Consider the following 19,497-nt stretch of genomic DNA (forward strand, 5'->3'; position numbering starts at 1 on the left):
TGCCGTACTGGTTGTTTTTTTACCGCTTCGGCGGTCACATTACACAGGAGCAAAATAATGAATAAGCTAACGTCCTTGGCCCTGGGGCTGATGCTGGCGGCGGGCAACGCCGCTGCGGCTTCTTACGGCGAGCAGTTGGAAGGCTTTCCGATGCCTTATCCGCTACAGCACTTCACTTTTTCTTCCCAGCAGCAGTCGCTCAGCATGGGATATATGGATGTTAAGCCGGTCGGCAATGCCAACGGTCACGTTGTGGTGCTGATGCACGGCAAAAACTTTTGCGGTGCCACCTGGGAAAGCACGCTGCGCGCGCTGAGCCAGCAAGGCTATCGGGTTATCGCCCCGGATCAGATCGGTTTTTGTACCTCGACCAAACCAGCTAACTATCAGTACAGCTTCCAGCAACTGGCTAACAATACCCATCAGCTACTACAGCATCTCGGCGTGAAGAAAGCGATCGTTATCGGCCACTCTACCGGCGGCATGCTGGCGACGCGTTACGCGCTGATGTATCCACAGCAGACCGAAAAGCTGGTGATGGTGAATCCTATCGGCCTTGAAGACTGGAAAGCAAAGGGCGCGCCCTGGCGATCGGTGGATGACTGGTATCAGCGCGAGCTGAAACTGTCGGCGGAAGGCATCAAAAAGTATGAGCAGCAAACCTACTACTCTGGTCAGTGGAAGCCGGAGTATGACAAATGGGTTGATATGCTGGCCGGGTTGAACAGCGGGCCGGGGCATAAAAAAGTCGCCTGGAACTCTGCGCTGATCTACGACATGATCTATACCCAGCCGGTTTATTATGAATTGCCGGATCTGCGTGTTCCCACCACCCTGTTTATCGGTACTGCCGATACCACCGCCATCGGCAGCGATATTGCCACGCCGGAGGTGAAGGCGCAGCTGGGTCACTACGAGGTGCTGGGCAAAGAGGCGGCAAAACGCATTCCTCATGCCCGCCTGGTAGAGTTTGACGGCATGGGACACGCGCCACAAATGGAAGCGCCGGAGAAATTTCACCAGGCGCTGATCGAGGATTTAGCAACGTTAAAATGATCACTGCGGGAAAATTTTTTGATGGCCACAACGATTTGTTGCTGCGCCTGTGGGTAAATCATGCCGATAATCCGGCGCAGGCTTTTTTCGCCGGTCGGGAGCAGGGCCATCTCGATTTTCCACGTATGCGGCAGGGCGGCTTTGCTGGCGGGCTGTTTGCGGTCTTTGTGCCGCCGGTCGCCTGGCTGGCGGGAGAGCGCGGCCAGGAAGTGAGCCTGGTGCAGGCGCAGCACGACGCGCTGGCGATTGCCGAGGCGCAAATCGCCATTCTGCGTCAGCTGGCGGAGGCCTCTGCTGGACGGGCGCGGCTCTGTGTGACGGCCGCCGATATTGAACAGTGCCTGCAGCAGGATGTGCTGGCGCTGGTGATGCATATCGAAGGCGCAGAGATGCTGGATGAGGAGCTGACGCTGCTGGATCGCTTTTACCAACTCGGCCTGCGTAGCATTGGGCCTTTCTGGAATCTGCCTAATCGCTTCGGTGTTGGTGTGAACGGCGCTTTTCCCGGTTCGCCCGATACCGGCGAGGGAATGACGGCGGCGGGCAAGGCGCTGATCCGCGCCTGCAATCAGCGGCGGCTGCTGATCGACCTTTCTCATATGAACGAGAAAACCTTTTGGCAAACCGCCGAGCTGAGCGATGCGCCGCTGGTAGCCACGCATTCCAATGCGCATGCGCTTTGCGCCCAGCCGCGCAACCTGACCAATGCGCAACTGGAAGCTATCGCTGCCAGCGATGGCTTTGTCGGCGTAAACTTTGGCAACGCCTTTTTGCGCGCCGATGGCGCGCGCAACGCTGAGACTTCACTTAACGAAATTGTTAAACATTTGTGTTTTCTGCTTGATAAGTTAGGTGAAGATCGCGTTGGCTTCGGCTCGGATTTTGATGGCATTAGCGTGCCGGAGCCGTTGGGCGATGTGAGCGGTATGCCCCGGCTTTTTGAGGCGTTAGCCGCTGCCGGCATTGATGCGCAACTGCAAGAGAAGCTGGCCTGGCGTAACTGGCTACACGTGTTAAAGCGCACGTGGGGTCAATAGAAAAGTTGCGATTCAGGTCACATTAGAGCAACATCTGCGCTGCCAAATTTTCATATTTGACAACTCACGGATTGCCTGCCGCAATTAATGGTGACAATCCGTCATTTTTAACGCTAAGAGGAGAAAAGTTATGTCTGCATGGATCAAACCTGCATTTGAAGATTTACGTCTGGGTCTGGAAGTTACTCTGTACATTTCCAACCGTTAATCCCTGTGCCCGCGCCAGTCGCGGGCCTGTTTCTTTCCTTTCCCGGTTATCACATGCAGATCAAAGTTCTTGGCTCCGCAGCTGGCGGAGGGTTCCCGCAATGGAACTGTAACTGTAAAAACTGCCAGGGCGTGCGTAACGGCACGATGAAAACCTCGCGGCGTACGCAATCCTCTATCGCTATTAGCGATAACGGAAAAGATTGGGTGCTGTGCAATGTCTCTCCCGATATTTGCCATCAGCTGCTGGCTTCGCCCGAATTGAATAATCCCGACGTGCTGCGCGGCACCGGTATTGGCGCCATTATTCTTACCGACAGCCAAATCGATCATAGCGCGGGCTTACTCAATTTGCGTGAAGGCTGTCCGCATCATGTCTGGTGTACGGAGGAGGTCCATCAGGATCTCACTACCGGCTTTCCGGTATTCACCATGCTTTCCCACTGGAACGGCGGCCTGATTCATCACGCCATCGTGCCGGAGCAGACCTTTAGCGTCAGCGTGTGCCAAAGCCTGCGCTTTACCGCCATTCCGCTGTTAAGCAATGCGCCGCCTTACTCGCCCTGGCGCGATCGGCCATTGCCGGGCCACAACGTGGCGCTGTTTATTGAAGACGGCAGCAGCGGTAAAAGCCTGCTGTACGCGCCGGGGCTGGGCGAGCCTGATGATGCGTTGATGCCATGGCTGCAAAAGGCGGATTGCCTGCTGATTGACGGCACGCTGTGGCGTGATAACGAACTGGCGGCCACCGGCGTCGGCAAAAACACCGGTAAAGATATGGGCCATCTGGCGCTCTCAGAAGAGCAGGGGCTGGCTGCGCTGCTGGCGTCACTGCCGGCAGAACGCAAAATTCTGATTCATATTAACAACACCAACCCCATCCTGGATGAAGAGTCCGCCGAGCGCCAAAGCCTGACGCAGCAGGGCATCGAAGTGAGCTGGGATGGCATGTTAATCGAGGTATAACCATGACGCAGGCACAGCCGCTTTCGCCGCAGGCTTTTGAACAGGCGCTGCGCGCCAAAGGCGCTTATTACCATATTCATCATCCCTACCATATCGCGATGCATAACGGCACAGCCACGCGCGAACAGATTCAGGGCTGGGTAGCGAACCGCTACTACTATCAGACCAATATTCCGCTGAAGGATGCCGCCATTATGGCTAACTGTCCGCATCCGGAGGTGCGTCGCAAGTGGGTGCAGCGCATTCTCGATCACGACGGCAACGGCGACAGCGAAGGCGGCATTGAGGCCTGGCTGCGACTGGGCGAGGCGGTAGGCCTGAAACGCGAGGTGGTGCAGTCGGAAGCGCTGGTGTTGCCCGGCGTACGCTTCGCCGTAGATGCCTATGTCAACTTTGCCCGACGCGCTAACTGGCAGGAAGCAGCCTGCAGCTCTTTGACCGAGCTGTTTGCGCCGCAGATCCATCAGGCGCGGCTCGACAGCTGGCCGCAGCACTATCCGTGGATCGAAGCGGAAGGCTACGACTATTTCCGCAGCCGTTTGAGCCAGGCGAACCGCGACGTGGAGCATGGCCTGCAACTGGCGCTGGAGTATTGCGACACGGTAGAGAAACAGCAGCGCATGCTGGAAATCCTGCAGTTCAAGCTGGATATCCTGTGGAGCATGCTGGACGCGATGACGATGGCGTATGAAATAAAACGACCGCCTTACCATACGGTAACGGCGGATCTCGCCTGGCATAAAACGAGACTGGTGTAATGGAAATCAACGCTTTACAGACGCCGCAGTTCCGCCGTGGCTTTCGCCTGCAGTGGGAAGAGACGCAGAACTGTCATGTTATGCTCTATCCGGAAGGAATGGCGCGACTCAACGGCAGCGCTGCTGAAATTTTACTGCTGGTGGACGGCAAGCGGACGCTGGGCGATATCGTCGCCGAGCTGAGCGCGCGCTTCCCCGGCGTGCCCGATCTGGGCAACGACGTTACTGAATTTTTTGGTCAGGCCTATGAACAGAAGTGGATCATCTTCCGTGACTGAACGGAAACCGGCGGTGAATCCGCCGCTGTGGCTGCTGGCGGAGTTAACCTACCGCTGCCCGCTGCAGTGCCCTTACTGCTCCAACCCGCTCGACTTTGCTCAACAAGATAAAGAGCTGACTACTGAGCAGTGGATTGAAGTATTTCGACAGGCACGGGCGATGGGCAGCGTGCAGATCGGCTTTTCCGGCGGCGAGCCGCTGGTGCGTAAAGATCTGCCGGAGCTGATTGCTGCCGCACGCAATCTCGGTTTTTACACCAACCTGATCACCTCCGGCATCGGGCTGACCGAGAAAAAGATTGATAGCTTTGCTGAGGCCGGGCTGGATCATATTCAAATCAGCTTCCAGGCCAGCGATGAAACCCTGAACGCCGCGCTGGCCGGTTCGGAAAAAGCCTTCCGGCAGAAGCTGGAAATGGCGCGGGCGGTCAAAGCGCACGGTTATCCGATGGTGCTGAACTTCGTGCTGCATCGCCATAATATCGACCAGATCGATCGCATTATCGAGCTGTGCATCGAACTGGAGGCGGATGACGTCGAACTGGCGACCTGTCAGTTTTACGGTTGGGCGCAGCTCAATCGAGAAGGCCTGCTGCCAACGCGCGAACAGATTGAACGTGCCGAGCAGGTGGTGAAGCAGTACCGCGAGCGCATGGCGGAAAGCGGCAGCCTGACCAATTTGCTGTTTGTTACGCCAGATTATTATGAAGAACGTCCCAAAGGCTGTATGGGCGGCTGGGGCGCGATTTTCCTCAGCGTGACGCCGGAAGGCACCGCGCTGCCGTGTCACAGCGCGCGTCAGCTGCCGGTCACGTTTCCGTCAGTGCTGGAGCATGACCTGCAGCATATCTGGTATGACTCTTTCGGCTTTAATCGCTATCGCGGCTTTGACTGGATGCCGGAGCCTTGCCGCTCCTGTGACGAAAAAGAGAAGGATTTCGGCGGCTGCCGCTGTCAGGCCTTTATGCTGACCGGCAATGCCGATAATGCCGATCCGGTCTGTGCGAAATCGCCGCATCACGGCAAAATCATTGCGGCGCGCGAGGCGGCCAACTGCACCCAGATGCAAATCAGCCAGCTGCAGTTCCGCAATCGGGTTAATTCTCAGCTGATCTTTAAGGCGAACGCATAATGTCGCAGGCGGCCTCGTTACGGCTCGATAATGGTCTGACGGTGCGGCTGCTGCACGACGCGCAGGCGTCAGAAGCGGCAGCGCTGCTACAGGTCGCCAGCGGCAGCGATCATGAGCCAGAGCAGTGGCCGGGCCTGGCGCATCTGCTGGAGCATCTGCTGTTTACCGGCAGCGCAAGCTATAGCGGTGAGCAGCGGCTCATGAGCTGGGTACCCGCGCAGGGAGGCCGCCTTAATGCTACCACTCGCGCCGATCGCACCGCCTATTTCTTTAGCCTGCCCGCCAGCGGGCTGGAAGCGGGGCTGATGCGGCTGGTGGATATGCTGGCGTGCCCGCAGCTTTCATCAGAGGCGATTGCGCAGGAAACGGCGGTGATTGACGCCGAATATCGTCTGCTGTGTCAGGATGCCCAAACGCTAACCGGCGTGGCACAGCGGTACTTTTTTCAGGGCCCGCCCGCGATGCAGCGTTTCCACGTCGGCAACCGCGCCAGCTTTGGCGAAGATCACAGCCGATTACGCCAGGCGCTGCAAGAGTTTCATCAGCAGCGCTATCATGCGGGGGCGATGACGCTTTGGCTTTCCGGCCCGCAGCCGCTGGCTGAGCTGGAAGCTATTGCCCGGTGCTGCGGGGCAAGCCTGCCCGTATCCATTGACGCCCCGGCTGTATCGCCTGCCCATTTACAGGCGCGTGCGGATGGTGCGGTGCGCATCACAGGCGCGTCGCAATTCACGCTAACCTTGGCTCTTAACCATTGGCAGGAGAGCGATGCGGGCTGGTGCGCACTGTTGCAGCAGCTGCTACTGGATGAGGCGGAAGGCGGCCTGCTGGCGCAGCTGCGAGCCGCTGATATTTGTGATGGCGTGAGTTTGCAGGAGGTCTGGCGCGGCGGAGGGGCGGCGCTGATTGCCGTCTGTTTTGTACCGGCCCATGTGCGCCCCACGCTCACTGCAACGCTGGAGGCTGCGCTGCGGCAGTGGCTTGCTCAGCTTGCTGACTTTACCGCCTCCCAGTTAAACCATTATTTGCAGCTGGCGCAGCGCCAGCATGCCGATAAAAGCGCGCTCGATCGCCTACGCGATCGGGCGTTCGGCTTCGCGCCGCCCGCGTCAGTTACGCCAGATAAGTGGCAACATTGGCTGGAGCAGTTACAGAACGCCGAAGTCAGCCGACTGTGGCTGGATGAGACCGTACAGGGCGAGATGACCTCATCGGCCGGATTTGAGTTTATCCACGCGCCTTTGCAGCATACTCCCGCCACTACCGCTTTGCCGCTGCGTTTCTGGCCTTTTCCGCCGCTGCTGGCGCCGCAAACCCTACCTCACAGAGCGGTTCCCTTACTCTATTTACCTGCCTCTGCGCCTGCGGTATTAACGCTGCGTCCGGTGCCGGAGAAACCCATTACCGACGCGTTGGGCTACGCCTTACAGGCGGCGCTGCGTGCGTTATCAGCCAGCCTGGCGCATCAGGGCGGCAGATTAAGCGTTGAACGGCGGCAGGGCATCTGGCAGCTTCAGCTGAGCGGTGAACCGGCATTGATGGTGGCAGCGCTGGCGGCGATCGTTTCGCGGCTGCACACCTTTACCTCGCTGGATGCAGGCGCGCGCGCCTGGCAGCGAGAGCAGCAGCAAGAGCAGGGTGAGATCCCGGTACGTCAGCTGCTTAGCCAACTGCCGCGCTGGCTGCTGGCGCAGCAGTCGCTCTGTGCGAAACTCAATGAAATTGTCTGGCAGGCGGCGCTGGTTGGCGGCGGCCAGGCGCTGACCCAAAGGCTCTCCCGACTATTGAGCCGCATGCCGGGGCGCGTACAACGTGTAACCGACTGGCTGCCATGCGAGCCGCAGCCGGGGCAGCAGCACGCTCTGCGCCTGACGCAGGGCGATACGGCCCTGCTGCTGTTTTGCCCGCTGACGCAGCCTGGTCTTGAGGCACAGCTGGCGTGGCGGATGCTGGCGCTGATTTATCAGCCAGCCTTCTTTCAGCGTCTGCGCGTAGAACAGCAGGTCGGCTACGTGGTGAGCTGCAGTTTTCATCATGCGGCCGATCGCACAGGAATACTGTTTGCGCTGCAGTCGCCGCAGCATAATGCCGCCGCGTTGTTAACGCATATTCAGCGTTTTTTACGGGTAATGGAAAATGAGCTTGCCTGTCTTTCCGCTGATGAGCTGGCGGAAAAGCGTGAACGACTGTGGCAGCGGCTCCAGCCAGAGGGTGATACGCTGGAGCAGGCGCGTCAGGCGCTGGCTTTTCCCGATCTGACTTCTCCGGCGGCGCGCCAGCTGCTTGAGCGTCTGGATGCGCCCGGGCTGATTGCCTGGCATCAAAAGCTGTGCGATCGCGTCTGGTGGTGGCAGTGTGCGGCAGAGACTGAATAAGCAGCTTAGTGGCGCTGGCGACGCGCTTTTTTATGTTGATACATAATATCGTCGCTTTGACTCAGCAATCCCGTAAGCGGTTGCGGCTGGGTGGGATCAAACTCCACCATTCCTACGGAAAAATCCAGGCGGTAGCGGCGATCAAGCGGCTCCATATAACGTTGCAGCTCGGCACGAAAATCTTCCAGCCGCGCGTTCGCCTGCTGTTGATTCGTATCGATAAACAGCACCACAAACTCATCGCCGCCGAGACGGGCAAATAACGCCGACTGACGAAAGCTGGTTTTCAGCGCGTCAGCAAAATCCATCAAGGCCCGGTCGCCTTCCCGATGCCCAAAGGTATCGTTGATTTGTTTAAACTGATCGAGGTCGAAAAACGCCAGGCAGGCAGAGTAGTGGCGCAGCGCGCACTCTTTCAGCAGCATCTGTCCCAGGGTCATAAAGCCGCGTCGGTTGGATATCTGCGTGAGTTCGTCAGAAGTGGCTGCCTGGAAATTCAGCAGCTCTGCTTCAGCCATAGAGGCCAGGTCGCGCAGCGCGCAGACGTCTTCACCATTAAAAGTGCGCGCCTGGTTATCCAGAATGCATAGCGTGCCCACTTTGGCCCCGTTAGGCGCGCGCAGCGGGCATCCCGCATAGAAACGGATATGCGGCTCGCCGATCACCAGCGGATTATCATAGAAACGCGGATCGTTGCAGGCATTCTCCACCACCATCACATCATCCTGCAGAATGGCATGGCCACAAAAAGAGATATCGCGTGCGGTTTGGGTAACGCTGATGCCGTCTCCTGATTTAAACCATTGATGCTCGGCATCCAGCAGGCTGACAACCGATACTGAAACGTTAAACAGCCGTTTCGCCAGGCGCGTCAGACGATCGAAACGCTCCTCGGCGGGCGTGTTTAATATTTTCAGCGCATGAAGCTCGCTCAGACGCTGAGGCTCATTTGCAGGGATTCCTGGTGTTTTCATAAAAGCCTTCAAACTTTATATTTTTTGATTTATGTACTTCTGGTGACAGTATCGGTCAGAAAAGGCACAACTTCAGGGTGAATTCACGCTGATATGATTCAGGGATAAATCAACGTCAGCGCGCCGCCTGGCAAGCAGTAGCAATCTGAGTGAAATATTTACCTTAGCTGGCCTGCGGAAGGAGGTAAACCTGAGAAGGAAAAAACCTATAAATGAGTGTGATACAGGCAGCCGGTCGGCTGCCTGTAAGAGACCTTACAGCAGATTACGTTCTGCCAGATCGAGAGCAAAATAGCTGAAGATGAGATCCGCGCCGGCGCGTTTAATCGCTCCCAGGCTTTCCAGAATCACCGCGTCTTCATTGATCGCGCCTGCCTGAGCGGCAAACCTGATCATCGCATACTCACCGCTTACCTGATAAGCCGCCAGCGGCAATTCAGTGCGTTCACGAATATCGCGCAGGATATCCAGGTAAGCGCCCGCCGGTTTAACCATCAGCGAATCAGCCCCTTCCGCCGCATCAATCAATGACTCACGGATCGCTTCACGACGGTTCATGGGGTTCATCTGATAGGTTTTACGATCGCCTTTCAGCGCCGTGCCTGCGGCTTCACGGAACGGGCCGTAGAAGGATGACGCAAATTTAGTGGAGTAGGACATAATCGCGGTATCGGTAAAGCCAGCTTCATCCAGCGCCCGACGAATCGCTGCAACCTGACCATCCATTGCCGCAGAGGGCGCAATAAAATCAGCGCCCGCCTGCGCGGCGACCACTGCCTGCTTGCCAAGGTTAATCAGCGTTGCGTCATTATCAACACCGTGATCGCACAATACGCCGCAGTGGCCGTGTGAGGTATATTCGCAGAAGCAGGTATCGGACATAACGATCATTTCCGGCACCGTATCTTTGCAGATGCGCGACATACGCGCCACCAGGCCATTTTCCTGCCAGGCATCGCTGCCGGTGGCGTCGGTATGATGGGAAATACCGAAGGTCATTACTGAACGAATACCTGCTTTAGCAATGCGTTCAATTTCATAAGCCAGGCGTTTTTCCGGAATGCGCATAACGCCCGGCATCGCTTCAATCGCTTTGTAATCATCCACGCCTTCTTCAACAAAGATCGGCAGGGCCAGATCGTTGCGGCTCAGCGTGGTTTCCTGGAACATATCGCGCAGCGCGGCGCTTTTACGTAATCTTCTGGGACGATTAATCAGAGAAATATCAGACATAGTTATTTGCTGTACAGGTGAAAAAGTCATCATAGTGTACGCGCTTTTAGATTATCGGGGGAAACTTCCCGTGCGACATTTCAGGCAAAAAATTAACCGTAACCGTGACTTAATAATTATATTTAACAGCCAGGCAACATTCCGCCGTTTAATATTCCTGCCGGATCTGAGCAGTTATTTTTAATATAAAAAATCATTATTTTAAGCGCCGCTTGAAAAAAGGTTGCCAGCACATACATAGTGCTCAGGGAGGCGCTCTCCCTGACATGTTTAAGCTTTTGACGGCTCAATGAGAGATTTTCAGGAGGTTATTCATGGCATTCAAATCACTTTCTCTGTTCCCCGACGTTACCGACACGCTGTTTTCCGATCGTTTTAACCGTATCGATCGGCTGTTTAGTCAGTTAACCGGGGATGCGCCGCTGGCCACCACGCCAGCCTGTGATATTAAACGTCTTGATGAAAGCCACTATTCCATAATGCTCAGCGTTCCGGGCTGGAAAGAGGAAGAGCTGGACATCAGCGCCACAGGCGGCCAGCTGACCGTTAGCGGTAAACGCCTTGAAGAACAACACCAGCAGGATGAAAAAAGCGCCTGGCTGCATCGCGGCATCAGCCGACATAACTTTAGCGTCAGCTTTGCTCTGCCGCAGCATGTCAAAGTGGAGCGTGCGCGTCTGGAGCATGGCCTGCTGGAAATTTCGCTGTATCAGGAGATCCCTGAAAGCGAGAAACCGCGCAAAATTGCGATTGAAAGCCAGCAGCGGGTTATTGAACACAACGCCTGATAGTCGTCCCCGGCCCTGTCGCCGGGGTTTTTTTATCGGCTGCGCGCCTGCATTCTGGCCAGCTCTTTTGCATCGTGGCTGCAAAACAGAGTGATGTTTTCCTCGCGGCTCAGCGACAGCGTCCGTAGCCGCTGCTGATTTTCCCGCCGCGCCGCATTATCAGTCGCTATCATCCACTGATAAAAACGTAACCCCGGCGTGCAATGGCGCTGTTGCTGATACATTTCTCCGCGATAAAACCAGGCATCGCCGCCGTGCAGCAGCCAGCCATCATCCTGCTGAATGGCAACGCCCGCATGCCCTGGCGTATGGCCCGGCAGCGGAATGAACAGAATTTCAGGGGGAAGGCCATTTAACGCTTTCACTGCGGTAAATCCCTGCCAGCTTTCGCCCTGCGGCTGGTAGGTTTGCCACTGGACGTTGCCGGGCCATTGAGCCGGGCGGTAGCGTCGTCGCTGTAGCCAGTTGTTGCGGTGATGACTGGTTTCCAGCTCCTGTTGCAGCAGGTGAACACGCGCATGGGGAAAGTCGGTTAGCCCACCGGCGTGATCGAAATCGAGATGCGTCAGTACAATATGGCGGACATCCTGCGCCTGAAAGCCCAAACGTTGAATCTGCGCCAACGCGCTAAGTTCGGGGCGACGCTGAATATTATTCAACTGCCGAAAGAAAAGGGCGATACGTGAATCGTGACAGAGATCCTGCTCGCCAAAACCGGTATCAACCAGCACCAGCCCGTCGCGCTCGGTCTCAATCAGCAGGCAGTGACAGACCAGGTGGGCATGCAATCCTTTACTGAAGCCATCATACAACGCGCCGCCAAAAGGACACATCGAACCACAGCTCAGGTGGTGTATCCGCATAGTCTTCCTCCTTACACGTAAAGTCTAAGTGTGGGCGCTAATGGGCCAGCAAGCCAGACGGCAACCTGCGCAGCGGCGGCAGAAGAGTGAAATGGCGCTACGTGAATGGGATCGTTGCTGCAAAACTAAAGTGGGCGGCCTAAAAAAAAGCCCCTCTGCGAGGGGCCTTTTTGTTACTCGTTAATGCGCGGATGCTGCTGGATCAGATTCTTACGTTTCTCCTCCAGCTTAGCGATCTCTTCGGTAATATCGTCGATTTTATGCTCGATATTATCGTGATGTTCCTGCAGGATTTCACGCGCCTCGTTAATATCCGAGGCCGCCGGGGTTGCGCCCTTCAGCGGTTTGTTGGCGGTCTCTTTCATCATAATACCGGTAATTAAACCGATAACCGCGATCACCATCAGATAGTAAGCCGGCATATAGAGATCGTTAGACGCCTCTACCAACCAGGCCGCCACAGTTGGCGTCAGACCGGCAATTAATACCGAAATATTAAAGGCGCTGGCCAGCGCGCTGTAGCGAATATGTGTCGGGAACATCGCTGGCAGCGATGAGGCCATTACGCCTGTAAAGCAGTTAAGCACAATCGCCAGCATCAGCAGACCGGCAAAAATCAGCCCCAGCACATTACTGTTAATCAGCATAAAGGCGGGAATTGCCAGCAGCAGCAACGCGGTACTGCCGATAATCACAAACGGACGACGGCCAAAACGGTCGCTCAGCAGGCCGATGATCGGCTGGATAAACAGCATGCCTATCATAATAGCGATAATGATCAATACGCCATGGTCTTCCGGGTAGTGCAGGTTATGCGAGAGATAGCTCGGCATATAGGTCAGCAGCATGTAATAAGTCACGTTGGTGGCAATTACCAGGCCAACGCAGGCCAGCAGACTTTTCCAGTGCTTAGTGGCAATTTCGCGGAAAGAGACTTTTGGCCCTTCGCGCAAGCCTTCACGATCGCCCTGTTCCAGTTTTTCCACATGCTGTTGGAACGCAGGCGTTTCTTCCAGCGCATGACGCAGATACAGACCGATGATGCCCAGCGGCAGCGCCAGGAAGAACGGCAGACGCCAGCCCCACGACAGGAAGTTTTCTTCGCCAACAATGGTTGAGATCAAGACCACCAGGCCCGCGCCCAGCACAAAGCCGGCGATGGAGCCGAAATCGAGCCAGCTTCCCATAAAGCCGCGTTTGCGGTCAGGCGAGTATTCCGCCACGAAGATCGACGCGCCGGTATATTCCCCTCCAACGGAGAAGCCCTGAGCCATTTTCGCCAGCAGCAGCAGTATTGGTGCCCAAATACCAATCGAGGCGTAAGAGGGGATTAAACCGATACAGAAAGTACTGAGCGACATGATAATAATAGTGATCGACAGGATTTTCTGGCGTCCATACTTATCGCCAAGCCTGCCGAAGAACAGCCCGCCCAACGGACGGATCAGGAAAGGAACGGAAAAGGTCGCCAGTGCGGCGATCATCTGAACGCCGGGATCGGCGCCAGGGAAAAAAACTTTACCCAGGGCATAGGCGACAAAACCATATACCCCAAAATCGAACCACTCCATCGCATTGCCTAACGATGCGGCGGTAATTGCCTTGCGTAAACGTGAGTCATCAATGATGGTAACGTCATCAAGCGCAATAGGTTTTACACGCTTCCTACGTAGTTTCATATCATTCGCCCTGTGTTTGCTGATTAATTTAATTTCCTCAACGATGCAAACCGAAGTGAGAAATGTCAGATCGCGGCGTTGAGGAAATTTTTCCTGCCGGGAGATCCGGCTCAATTTATCATCGCCTGCGATAATAACTTTAAGAAACTATTACCCTGCGATTTCACAGTATATCGCCAGAACGCAAAAAATGTTACATCTGTGCTAAAAGTAGCGTCTAAATGCGTATAGAAAATAACCGTTTACCGTCAGGGCAGCACACTCTGCTGGAGCAGCGGCCTGCTTAAATCATGGCAGGAAAGGGGCGTTTTTTCCGCTGTCAGCAGGATTAAAAAATGGCGTGAGTTAATAAAGCGCCTGACGTCGGCGCTTTGGCAGGGAAGTTGAGTCCTGAAGAAACGTAAGCGTGATTAATCGGTAAAAAAGCACTGCTTTAGCGCCAGCTCAACGCCACGCAGCTCAGCCAGCCCTTTGAGGCGACCAATAGCGGAATAGCCGGGGTTGGTTTTTTTATGCAGGTCGTCCAGCATCTGATGACCATGATCGGGGCGCATAGGAATAGCGCGCTCTTTGCCGGCACGACGTCGGCGCTGCTCCTCTTCCAGAATCACCTTGATGACGCCGACCATATCCACATCGCCCGCCAGATGTTCCGCCTCATGAAAACTGTTGGGGTTTTCTTCGCGCTGTGTGGCGCGCAGGTGAATGAAATGGATGCGGTCAGCATAGGTTTTCGCCATCTGTACCAGATTGTTATCGGCGCGCACGCCGTAAGAGCCGGTGCAAAAGGTGAAACCGTTATGCAGGCTGTTCACCGTCTCGGTTAACCATTGCATATCTTCCTGGGTAGAGATAATGCGCGGCAGGCCAAGGATAGGGCGCGGCGGATCGTCCGGGTGTACCGCCAGCATCATTCCTGACTCCTCCGCCACCGGTACGATAGCGCGCAGGAACGTTGCCATATGTTCACGCAGGCGCGCTTTATCGATGCCATCATATTGCGACAGCTGCGCCTGAAACTGTTCCAGCGTATAGCCTTCTTCTGCACCAGGCAGACCAGCGATAATGTTGCGCGTCAGCGTGGCGATCGCTTCCGGCGTCATGGCGGCATAGTAATCGGCTGCCTGACGCTGCTCTTCTTCGCTGTAGGTTTCCTGTGCGCCGGGACGCCGGAGAATATGCAGTTCAAAAGCGGCAAAAGCGATGGCGTCAAAGCGCAGGGCGCGCGCGCCGTTAGGTAACTGCCAGCCCAGATCGGTACGCGTCCAGTCAAGCACCGGCATAAAGTTATAGCAAACGGTATCGATGCCACAGGCGGCCAGATTGCGCAGCGACTGCTGATAGTTGGCAATATAACGTTGCCAGTCGCCGCGCTGGGTTTTAATCGCCTCATGGACCGGAACGCTTTCCACCACTGACCAGTAAAGCCCCTTTTCCGCCAGCTGCGCCTGTCGCGCTTTGATTTCATCAATGGTCCATATTTCACCGTTCGGAATATGATGCAGAGCGGTAACGATGCCGGTAGCGCCCGCCTGGCGCGCATCATCCAGCGTAACGGGGTCGTTAGGGCCATACCAGCGCCAGGTGTGTTCCATAAGCTCTCCTGTATGCGATTTTTCATGGTTCGACGGCCCAAAGCAGCGGGCCTGCCGGTAGAGGTAAGAGGCCATTGGTCAGGCCGCTGGGCCAGAATAGGAGAGTTTTTTGCCTGAAAGAGTGATAGGTGTCCCATTATCAGGCGCAGCGCCCGATAAAATAGTGGGCGCGGCAACAATAACGCCTTATGAGTGCGTTTAAGCTACGTTAACCGGAAGAGGGCATTTTATGACATTACCCGCCATCAAAACCGAGCGGCTTTATCGGCAAATATCCAGCCTGATAAGCACGGCGATCGCACGCGGCGAGTTTGCCCCTGGCACGTTGTTGCCGCCGGAGCGTGAGCTGGCCAGACAGCTTAACGTCAGTCGTTCTTCAGTGCGTGAAGCGCTTATTGCGCTGGAAGTCACCGGCTGGGTAGAGATCCGTAGCGGTAACGGCGTGCTGGTGGTTAATCCGCTGCCGGTAAAACCAGCAGAACCCGAAGATACCTTTAGCCTACGCGATCTGATTAAAGCGCGTCAGGCGTTCGAGGCGATGACCGCTGAACTGGCGGCGCGTCACGGTACGGCAGAGCAGCGACGGGAGCTGCTTGAGGTTGCGCATCAGCTGGCGCAATACAGAGTTAATGATGATGAATTTTTGCGTGAGGATAAGCGCTTTCACCTGTTGATCAGCGAAATGACCGGGAATGATGTGCTGCGGGAGATGATGGAGCAGCTGTGGAACCGGCGTAAAAGCCAGCGTTTTGTCAGGCTGGAAAATCATTTTGCCGACCGAGATTTCCCTCAGGCGTTAAACCATGACCATCAAATGATCGCGGCCGCCATTGTGCAACAGAATCCACAGCTTGCCCGCGACAGCATGGCGCTGCATTTGCAGCGCGTCTATGATCATCTGTTTGAGGGTTAGCGGTTGCGCTTCACCTGCGGACGTCCATTGCCCAATAAAATAGCCAGCTTGCTGCCGCCGGGCGTTGTTTCCATCAAAATTTTACAGACGCTGGTCAGCGGCACCGACAGCAGCATTCCTACCGGACCAAGCAGCCAGCCCCAAAAAATCAACGACAAAAATACCACCAGCGTCGATAAACCCAGGCCACGGCCCATCACGCGCGGCTCCAGCATATTGCCGAAGACCATGTGAATGGCGCTGAACAGCGCCGCCACCAGTAGTGCATCATAGAAATCGTTCAGCACCAGCGCCTGGATGAAAGGCGGAACCCCGGCGATAATCGGCCCGATATTGGGAATAAAGTTCAGCACAAAGGCGACCACGCCCCAGAACAAGGCAAATTTCACATCCAGCAGCAGCAGTGATATCCAGACGGCGATGCCGGTAATCAGGCTGATCAGCGTTTTTAACGCCAGATAGTGGGTTACGCCTTTCAGCGCTTTATGCAGCCCGGCAATGCGAATCTGCGGATTAGCCAGCGCATTGCGCAGCTTATAGGGCAGATGGCGCACTTCAAACAGCATAAAAATAACGGTCATGATCAGCAGGACAAAATTGCTCATCGCCCCGGAAAACTGGCGTAACACCGTTGTCGCCACATTCATAATGGCGTTGGGATCGAGCTGTTCCGCCAGCGCGGTCGACGAAACGGGGATCCTTAGCCGTCCGGCATAATGCTGAAGCACGGTCAGCTTCTGTTCAAGAATGGTGCGTATTTGCGGGTAAACCAGGGAAAACTCATTGACCGAGCTGGCCAGCATGGCGACCAACATCAAAATCACCATTAGCACCACGACCATGACCAGCGTAATCGCCAGGCTACGGCGCAGGCCACGGCGCATGAGCATGTTCACCAGCGGATTCAGGATAATCGCCAGGAAAATTGCCAGTAGAAAAGGAACGATAATATCTGATGCAGCACGGATCCCTGCCAGAATAACCACCAGCGTTGCCATTTTAAGCAACATATTTTGTCCCATTTTTTCCTGCTGCGGTACGAGCATAGTGTTCCCTGTAAATAATTTCACCACGATAATTGTAGCTGCTAACAATTGCTAACGAACTGATTATTGTCACTAACCTGCGTATAGTAAAAATTTAGCCAGTGATGCTTACCCGTAACGAGTTAAATATTATGTCTGGACAGCCTGAGACGGAAGCTTCCCCCAGCGCATTTCGTCTGAATCAGCGCATTCTTTCAATAGTTGTTTTCAACTTTGCCAGCTATCTCACCATCGGACTACCGCTGGCGGTATTACCCGGCTACGTTCATGACGTTATGGGCTATAGCGCTTTTTGGGCGGGACTGGTGATTAGCCTGCAATATCTTTCTACGCTGCTCAGCCGTCCTCACGCTGGCCGTTATGCCGATTTATGGGGTCCGAAAAAAGTAGTGATTTTTGGCCTGTTCGGCTGTCTGCTTAGCGGTATTTGTTATGCGCTGGCAGCCCTGAGCGCTGCCTGGCCATTGATTAGCCTGACGTTACTCTGTATTGGACGGCTGGCGCTGGGGATTGGGCAAAGCTTTGCCGGCACTGGCTCTACCTTATGGGGCGTTAGCGTAGTGGGATCGCTGCATATTGGACGGGTAATATCCTGGAATGGTATCTGCACCTACGGCGCGATGGCGCTGGGGGCGCCGCTGGGAGCGCTGATTTACCATCTGGGCGGTATTTTGCTGCTGGCGGTGGTGATCATGCTGATCGTTATTATCGCCATAGTGCTGGCGTTGCCGCGACCGTCGGTAAACGGCAGTAAAGGCAAGCCGCTGCCGTTTCGCGCGGTGCTGGGGAAAATCTGGCCGTTCGGCCTGCTGCTGGCGATGGCCTCAGCGGGTTTTGGCGTTATCGCCACCTTTATTACGCTGTTTTATCAGGCGAAAGGCTGGCCTGGCGCAGCTTTCTCGTTAACCTTGTTCAGCCTGGCGTTTGTCGGCACTCGCCTGCTGTTTCCCAACAGTATCAACCGCTACGGCGGATTGCGGGTGGCGATTGTCTGTTTTGGTGTGGAGGCGCTGGGACTGTTTATTGTCTGGCTCTCTTTTTCTCCGTGGCTGGCTAATCTTGGCGCCTTGCTGACCGGCGCAGGCTTTTCGCTGGTGTTCCCGGCGCTGGGCGTAGCGGCGGTGAAGGCGGTGCCGCAGCAAAACCAGGGCAGCGCGCTGGCTACCTTCACCGCGTTTATGGATCTGTCGCTGGGTATTACCGGGCCGGTCGCCGGTTTTATCATGAGCTATGCAGGGGTACCGGTTATTTATCTGCTGAGCGCGCTGCTGGTGTGTCTGGCGCTGTTGCTGACGTGGCGCATGCGAAACCGCAATGCTGAAAAGATCTGATTCGCCTGCAGAGAAGGGATAAAAAAGGCCCCCAGAGGAGGCAAGAAACAGCAAAGACACAAATAACAGATAACTTCTTCAGAACTGTACCGGCATCAAGCCTGCAACAGTTCAATACTTTGGCGGATTTCACGTTCGATATCCGCCTCGCTCCAGTTCGCCAGGTCTGAGGAGAAAGGTTCAAAGGCGTAAATGCCGCGATAGCCCATCTGCTCAAGGCGTTGCACCTGCGCAACGCTGTTCAGCACGTCGCCGTTGCTGAGCATAATACGTTCTTCATCGGTCAGTTCTGCGGTTGGACGCGCATCTTCTACGCCGGAGAGGTGCACCAGCTCGATGCGATCAATATCAATACCGGAAGCAAACTCTTGTTCAGCCTGCTCATATAAATGGTGGTGGAACGTATCGATCAGCACGTTAAAGGGCACCTGCGCATCGCGGATGAGCGCCTGTGCCTGAACGGTAGATCGCAGTGAGCTTTGCGGGAAGCCCAGAGGCTCTACCAGCCCTTTCACACCATACTGCTCAAATAGCGGCGCGAGCTTTTGCAGCGCGGCGATGGTTTTTTCTGCGGCGATCGGCTGTCCGTCGTTTAACGGGCAGAGCACCAGCGCGCCAGCGCCAATTGCCTGCGCCTCTTTCAATAACCCTTCCGCCTGCGCCAGCAGCGCTTCATCCATACGGTTAAAGGGATAAAGCGCATTGATGGTCACAATTTCCATGTCGTACTGCTGCGCCAGGTTTTTCACCTGCTGATGGCTTAGGTTATCGGTCACTTTGCCGCTGGGCATGTCATTGCGCAATTCCACCTTATTCAGGCCAAGCCGCTGAACCAGTTTGAAGAACGATTCAATACTGAGATTGGGTGCGATTTTGCGGTTGATACAGAAACGGGTGGGATCGATGGCCATGATGTGCTCCTGCAAAACGTTAAGTAAAAGCCGACGTGATGACGTGCCGGGCGGTTGGCCTAAAGAGAACATTTATTTCAAATTGATGGAATAGTGAAATGATAATTTTTGGATCTGCTTCGCAAAAATTTCATTTTCCATCAACAGGAACCGGGGGAAAGCGCGTGCGGGGCTGCCCTAAGCTGTGCGGTAAAGCGCCGGAGAATAGCGCTAATGTGGCCCTTAGCGGCTGAAACGGCGTTGTGATGTTACGAAAAAAATGCGATCCATCCCGCTAAAAATGAATTTTCCAATCTGAACTATTTGAAAAATTTATTTCAATATAATAGGGTCAATGCACGGAAACAGGCTAAAC

The 19,497-nt window shown here is 55.3% G+C and carries 18 protein-coding genes; 11 read left to right on the forward strand and 7 right to left on the reverse strand.

What is annotated here, in order from left to right; translation table 11 throughout:
• Window positions 1-57: 57 nt before the first annotated feature.
• The 8 genes from ACQE3Z_RS11890 to pqqF all read left to right on the forward strand — a co-directional run bounded on the left by ACQE3Z_RS11890 (window position 58) and on the right by pqqF (window position 7,809).
• Window positions 58-1,056 carry an alpha/beta fold hydrolase gene (locus ACQE3Z_RS11890; RefSeq protein ID WP_426973968.1) on the forward strand — a complete coding sequence of 333 codons (999 nt, stop codon included), beginning with the start codon at window positions 58-60 and terminating at the stop codon, window positions 1,054-1,056.
• Window positions 1,053-2,093: a dipeptidase gene (locus ACQE3Z_RS11895; RefSeq protein WP_426973969.1), complete on the forward strand. Its 1,041-nt coding sequence runs from the start codon at window positions 1,053-1,055 to the stop codon at window positions 2,091-2,093. Before ACQE3Z_RS11890 ends, ACQE3Z_RS11895 begins: the two co-directional genes overlap by 4 nt.
• A gap of 130 nt (window positions 2,094-2,223) precedes the next feature.
• Window positions 2,224-2,301 carry a pyrroloquinoline quinone precursor peptide PqqA gene (gene pqqA / locus ACQE3Z_RS11900; RefSeq protein ID WP_071883753.1) on the forward strand — a complete coding sequence of 26 codons (78 nt, stop codon included), beginning with the start codon at window positions 2,224-2,226 and terminating at the stop codon, window positions 2,299-2,301.
• A 53-nt stretch (window positions 2,302-2,354) separates the two neighbouring features.
• A complete protein-coding gene (gene pqqB, locus ACQE3Z_RS11905; protein ID WP_250651450.1) occupies window positions 2,355-3,266 on the forward strand; it encodes a pyrroloquinoline quinone biosynthesis protein PqqB in 912 nt (303 codons plus the stop codon).
• A gap of 2 nt (window positions 3,267-3,268) precedes the next feature.
• A complete protein-coding gene (gene pqqC / locus ACQE3Z_RS11910; RefSeq protein WP_426973970.1) occupies window positions 3,269-4,024 on the forward strand; it encodes a pyrroloquinoline-quinone synthase PqqC in 756 nt (251 codons plus the stop codon).
• Entirely contained in the window at window positions 4,024-4,302 is a 279-nt protein-coding gene (pqqD, locus tag ACQE3Z_RS11915) for a pyrroloquinoline quinone biosynthesis peptide chaperone PqqD (protein WP_426973971.1), read from the forward strand. The genes pqqC and pqqD overlap by 1 nt, the downstream gene beginning before the upstream one ends.
• Window positions 4,271-5,434, forward strand: a complete 1,164-nt coding sequence (gene pqqE / locus ACQE3Z_RS11920; protein WP_426973972.1) for a pyrroloquinoline quinone biosynthesis protein PqqE — start codon at window positions 4,271-4,273, stop codon at window positions 5,432-5,434. Before pqqD ends, pqqE begins: the two co-directional genes overlap by 32 nt.
• Window positions 5,434-7,809, forward strand: coding sequence for a pyrroloquinoline quinone biosynthesis protein PqqF (gene pqqF, locus ACQE3Z_RS11925; protein WP_426973973.1), 2,376 nt, complete (start codon window positions 5,434-5,436; stop codon window positions 7,807-7,809). Before pqqE ends, pqqF begins: the two co-directional genes overlap by 1 nt.
• A 5-nt stretch (window positions 7,810-7,814) precedes the next feature.
• Here the strand turns inward: pqqF and ACQE3Z_RS11930 are convergent, their stop codons facing one another.
• Together ACQE3Z_RS11930 and hemB are read right to left on the reverse strand one after the other, a co-directional pair.
• Entirely contained in the window at window positions 7,815-8,783 is a 969-nt protein-coding gene (locus ACQE3Z_RS11930) for a sensor domain-containing diguanylate cyclase (protein WP_426973974.1), read from the reverse strand.
• 255 nt (window positions 8,784-9,038) lie between these two features.
• Window positions 9,039-10,016 (reverse strand): porphobilinogen synthase, encoded by a 978-nt coding sequence (hemB, locus tag ACQE3Z_RS11935; protein ID WP_426973975.1) that lies wholly within the window; start codon window positions 10,014-10,016, stop codon window positions 9,039-9,041.
• Window positions 10,017-10,330: 314 nt separating this feature from the next.
• Between hemB and ACQE3Z_RS11940 the strand changes: the two genes are divergently transcribed.
• Window positions 10,331-10,804, forward strand: a complete 474-nt coding sequence (locus ACQE3Z_RS11940) for an Hsp20 family protein (RefSeq protein WP_426973976.1) — start codon at window positions 10,331-10,333, stop codon at window positions 10,802-10,804.
• 32 nt (window positions 10,805-10,836) lie between these two features.
• Here ACQE3Z_RS11940 and ACQE3Z_RS11945 read toward each other — a convergent pair whose 3' ends face one another.
• The 3 genes from ACQE3Z_RS11945 to uxuA all read right to left on the reverse strand — a co-directional run bounded on the left by ACQE3Z_RS11945 (window position 10,837) and on the right by uxuA (window position 14,941).
• Window positions 10,837-11,667 carry an MBL fold metallo-hydrolase gene (locus ACQE3Z_RS11945; protein ID WP_426973977.1) on the reverse strand — a complete coding sequence of 277 codons (831 nt, stop codon included), beginning with the start codon at window positions 11,665-11,667 and terminating at the stop codon, window positions 10,837-10,839.
• A 173-nt stretch (window positions 11,668-11,840) separates the two neighbouring features.
• The gene (proP, locus tag ACQE3Z_RS11950) at window positions 11,841-13,346 is read right to left on the reverse strand and encodes a glycine betaine/L-proline transporter ProP (RefSeq protein WP_426973978.1); all 1,506 of its coding nucleotides are present in this window, start codon (window positions 13,344-13,346) and stop codon (window positions 11,841-11,843) included.
• A 410-nt stretch (window positions 13,347-13,756) separates the two neighbouring features.
• Entirely contained in the window at window positions 13,757-14,941 is a 1,185-nt protein-coding gene (gene uxuA, locus ACQE3Z_RS11955) for a mannonate dehydratase (protein ID WP_426973979.1), read from the reverse strand.
• 229 nt (window positions 14,942-15,170) lie between these two features.
• Here uxuA and ACQE3Z_RS11960 point away from each other — a divergent pair, with 229 nt between their 5' ends.
• Window positions 15,171-15,854, forward strand: a complete 684-nt coding sequence (locus ACQE3Z_RS11960) for a FadR/GntR family transcriptional regulator (protein ID WP_426973980.1) — start codon at window positions 15,171-15,173, stop codon at window positions 15,852-15,854.
• On the opposite strand, the gene ACQE3Z_RS11965 is transcribed toward ACQE3Z_RS11960, so the two are convergent.
• Window positions 15,851-16,900 carry an AI-2E family transporter gene (locus ACQE3Z_RS11965; RefSeq protein ID WP_426973981.1) on the reverse strand — a complete coding sequence of 350 codons (1,050 nt, stop codon included), beginning with the start codon at window positions 16,898-16,900 and terminating at the stop codon, window positions 15,851-15,853. The two genes, ACQE3Z_RS11960 and ACQE3Z_RS11965, sit on opposite strands and share 4 nt — an antisense overlap.
• 131 nt (window positions 16,901-17,031) lie before the next feature.
• Here ACQE3Z_RS11965 and ACQE3Z_RS11970 point away from each other — a divergent pair, with 131 nt between their 5' ends.
• A complete protein-coding gene (locus tag ACQE3Z_RS11970; protein WP_426973982.1) occupies window positions 17,032-18,231 on the forward strand; it encodes an MFS transporter in 1,200 nt (399 codons plus the stop codon).
• Window positions 18,232-18,326: 95 nt separating this feature from the next.
• On the opposite strand, the gene ACQE3Z_RS11975 is transcribed toward ACQE3Z_RS11970, so the two are convergent.
• The gene (locus ACQE3Z_RS11975) at window positions 18,327-19,142 is read right to left on the reverse strand and encodes a TIM barrel protein (RefSeq protein WP_426973983.1); all 816 of its coding nucleotides are present in this window, start codon (window positions 19,140-19,142) and stop codon (window positions 18,327-18,329) included.
• Between the last annotated feature and the right edge of the window lie 355 nt (window positions 19,143-19,497).

Origin of the sequence: Pantoea sp. FN0307, from assembly GCF_050113815.1 — a bacterium.
GTDB lineage: Bacteria > Pseudomonadota > Gammaproteobacteria > Enterobacterales > Enterobacteriaceae > Mixta > Mixta alhagi.

What these genes read in the sequence shown, in the direction of transcription:
- pqqF (WP_426973973.1), top strand. Translation starts at nt 5,434, where the DNA reads ATGTCGCAGGCGGCCTCGTTACGGCTCGATAATGGTCTGACGGTGCGG.
- pqqA (WP_071883753.1), top strand. Translation starts at nt 2,224, where the DNA reads ATGTCTGCATGGATCAAACCTGCATTTGAAGATTTACGTCTGGGTCTG.
- proP (WP_426973978.1), bottom strand. Translation starts at nt 13,346, where the DNA reads ATGAAACTACGTAGGAAGCGTGTAAAACCTATTGCGCTTGATGACGTT.
- ACQE3Z_RS11890 (WP_426973968.1), top strand. Translation starts at nt 58, where the DNA reads ATGAATAAGCTAACGTCCTTGGCCCTGGGGCTGATGCTGGCGGCGGGC.
- hemB (WP_426973975.1), bottom strand. Translation starts at nt 10,016, where the DNA reads ATGTCTGATATTTCTCTGATTAATCGTCCCAGAAGATTACGTAAAAGC.
- ACQE3Z_RS11895 (WP_426973969.1), top strand. Translation starts at nt 1,053, where the DNA reads ATGATCACTGCGGGAAAATTTTTTGATGGCCACAACGATTTGTTGCTG.
- ACQE3Z_RS11940 (WP_426973976.1), top strand. Translation starts at nt 10,331, where the DNA reads ATGGCATTCAAATCACTTTCTCTGTTCCCCGACGTTACCGACACGCTG.
- ACQE3Z_RS11970 (WP_426973982.1), top strand. Translation starts at nt 17,032, where the DNA reads ATGTCTGGACAGCCTGAGACGGAAGCTTCCCCCAGCGCATTTCGTCTG.
- ACQE3Z_RS11975 (WP_426973983.1), bottom strand. Translation starts at nt 19,142, where the DNA reads ATGGCCATCGATCCCACCCGTTTCTGTATCAACCGCAAAATCGCACCC.
- ACQE3Z_RS11965 (WP_426973981.1), bottom strand. Translation starts at nt 16,900, where the DNA reads ATGCTCGTACCGCAGCAGGAAAAAATGGGACAAAATATGTTGCTTAAA.
- ACQE3Z_RS11960 (WP_426973980.1), top strand. Translation starts at nt 15,171, where the DNA reads ATGACATTACCCGCCATCAAAACCGAGCGGCTTTATCGGCAAATATCC.
- pqqD (WP_426973971.1), top strand. Translation starts at nt 4,024, where the DNA reads ATGGAAATCAACGCTTTACAGACGCCGCAGTTCCGCCGTGGCTTTCGC.
- pqqC (WP_426973970.1), top strand. Translation starts at nt 3,269, where the DNA reads ATGACGCAGGCACAGCCGCTTTCGCCGCAGGCTTTTGAACAGGCGCTG.
- ACQE3Z_RS11945 (WP_426973977.1), bottom strand. Translation starts at nt 11,667, where the DNA reads ATGCGGATACACCACCTGAGCTGTGGTTCGATGTGTCCTTTTGGCGGC.
- pqqE (WP_426973972.1), top strand. Translation starts at nt 4,271, where the DNA reads ATGAACAGAAGTGGATCATCTTCCGTGACTGAACGGAAACCGGCGGTG.
- ACQE3Z_RS11930 (WP_426973974.1), bottom strand. Translation starts at nt 8,783, where the DNA reads ATGAAAACACCAGGAATCCCTGCAAATGAGCCTCAGCGTCTGAGCGAG.
- uxuA (WP_426973979.1), bottom strand. Translation starts at nt 14,941, where the DNA reads ATGGAACACACCTGGCGCTGGTATGGCCCTAACGACCCCGTTACGCTG.
- pqqB (WP_250651450.1), top strand. Translation starts at nt 2,355, where the DNA reads ATGCAGATCAAAGTTCTTGGCTCCGCAGCTGGCGGAGGGTTCCCGCAA.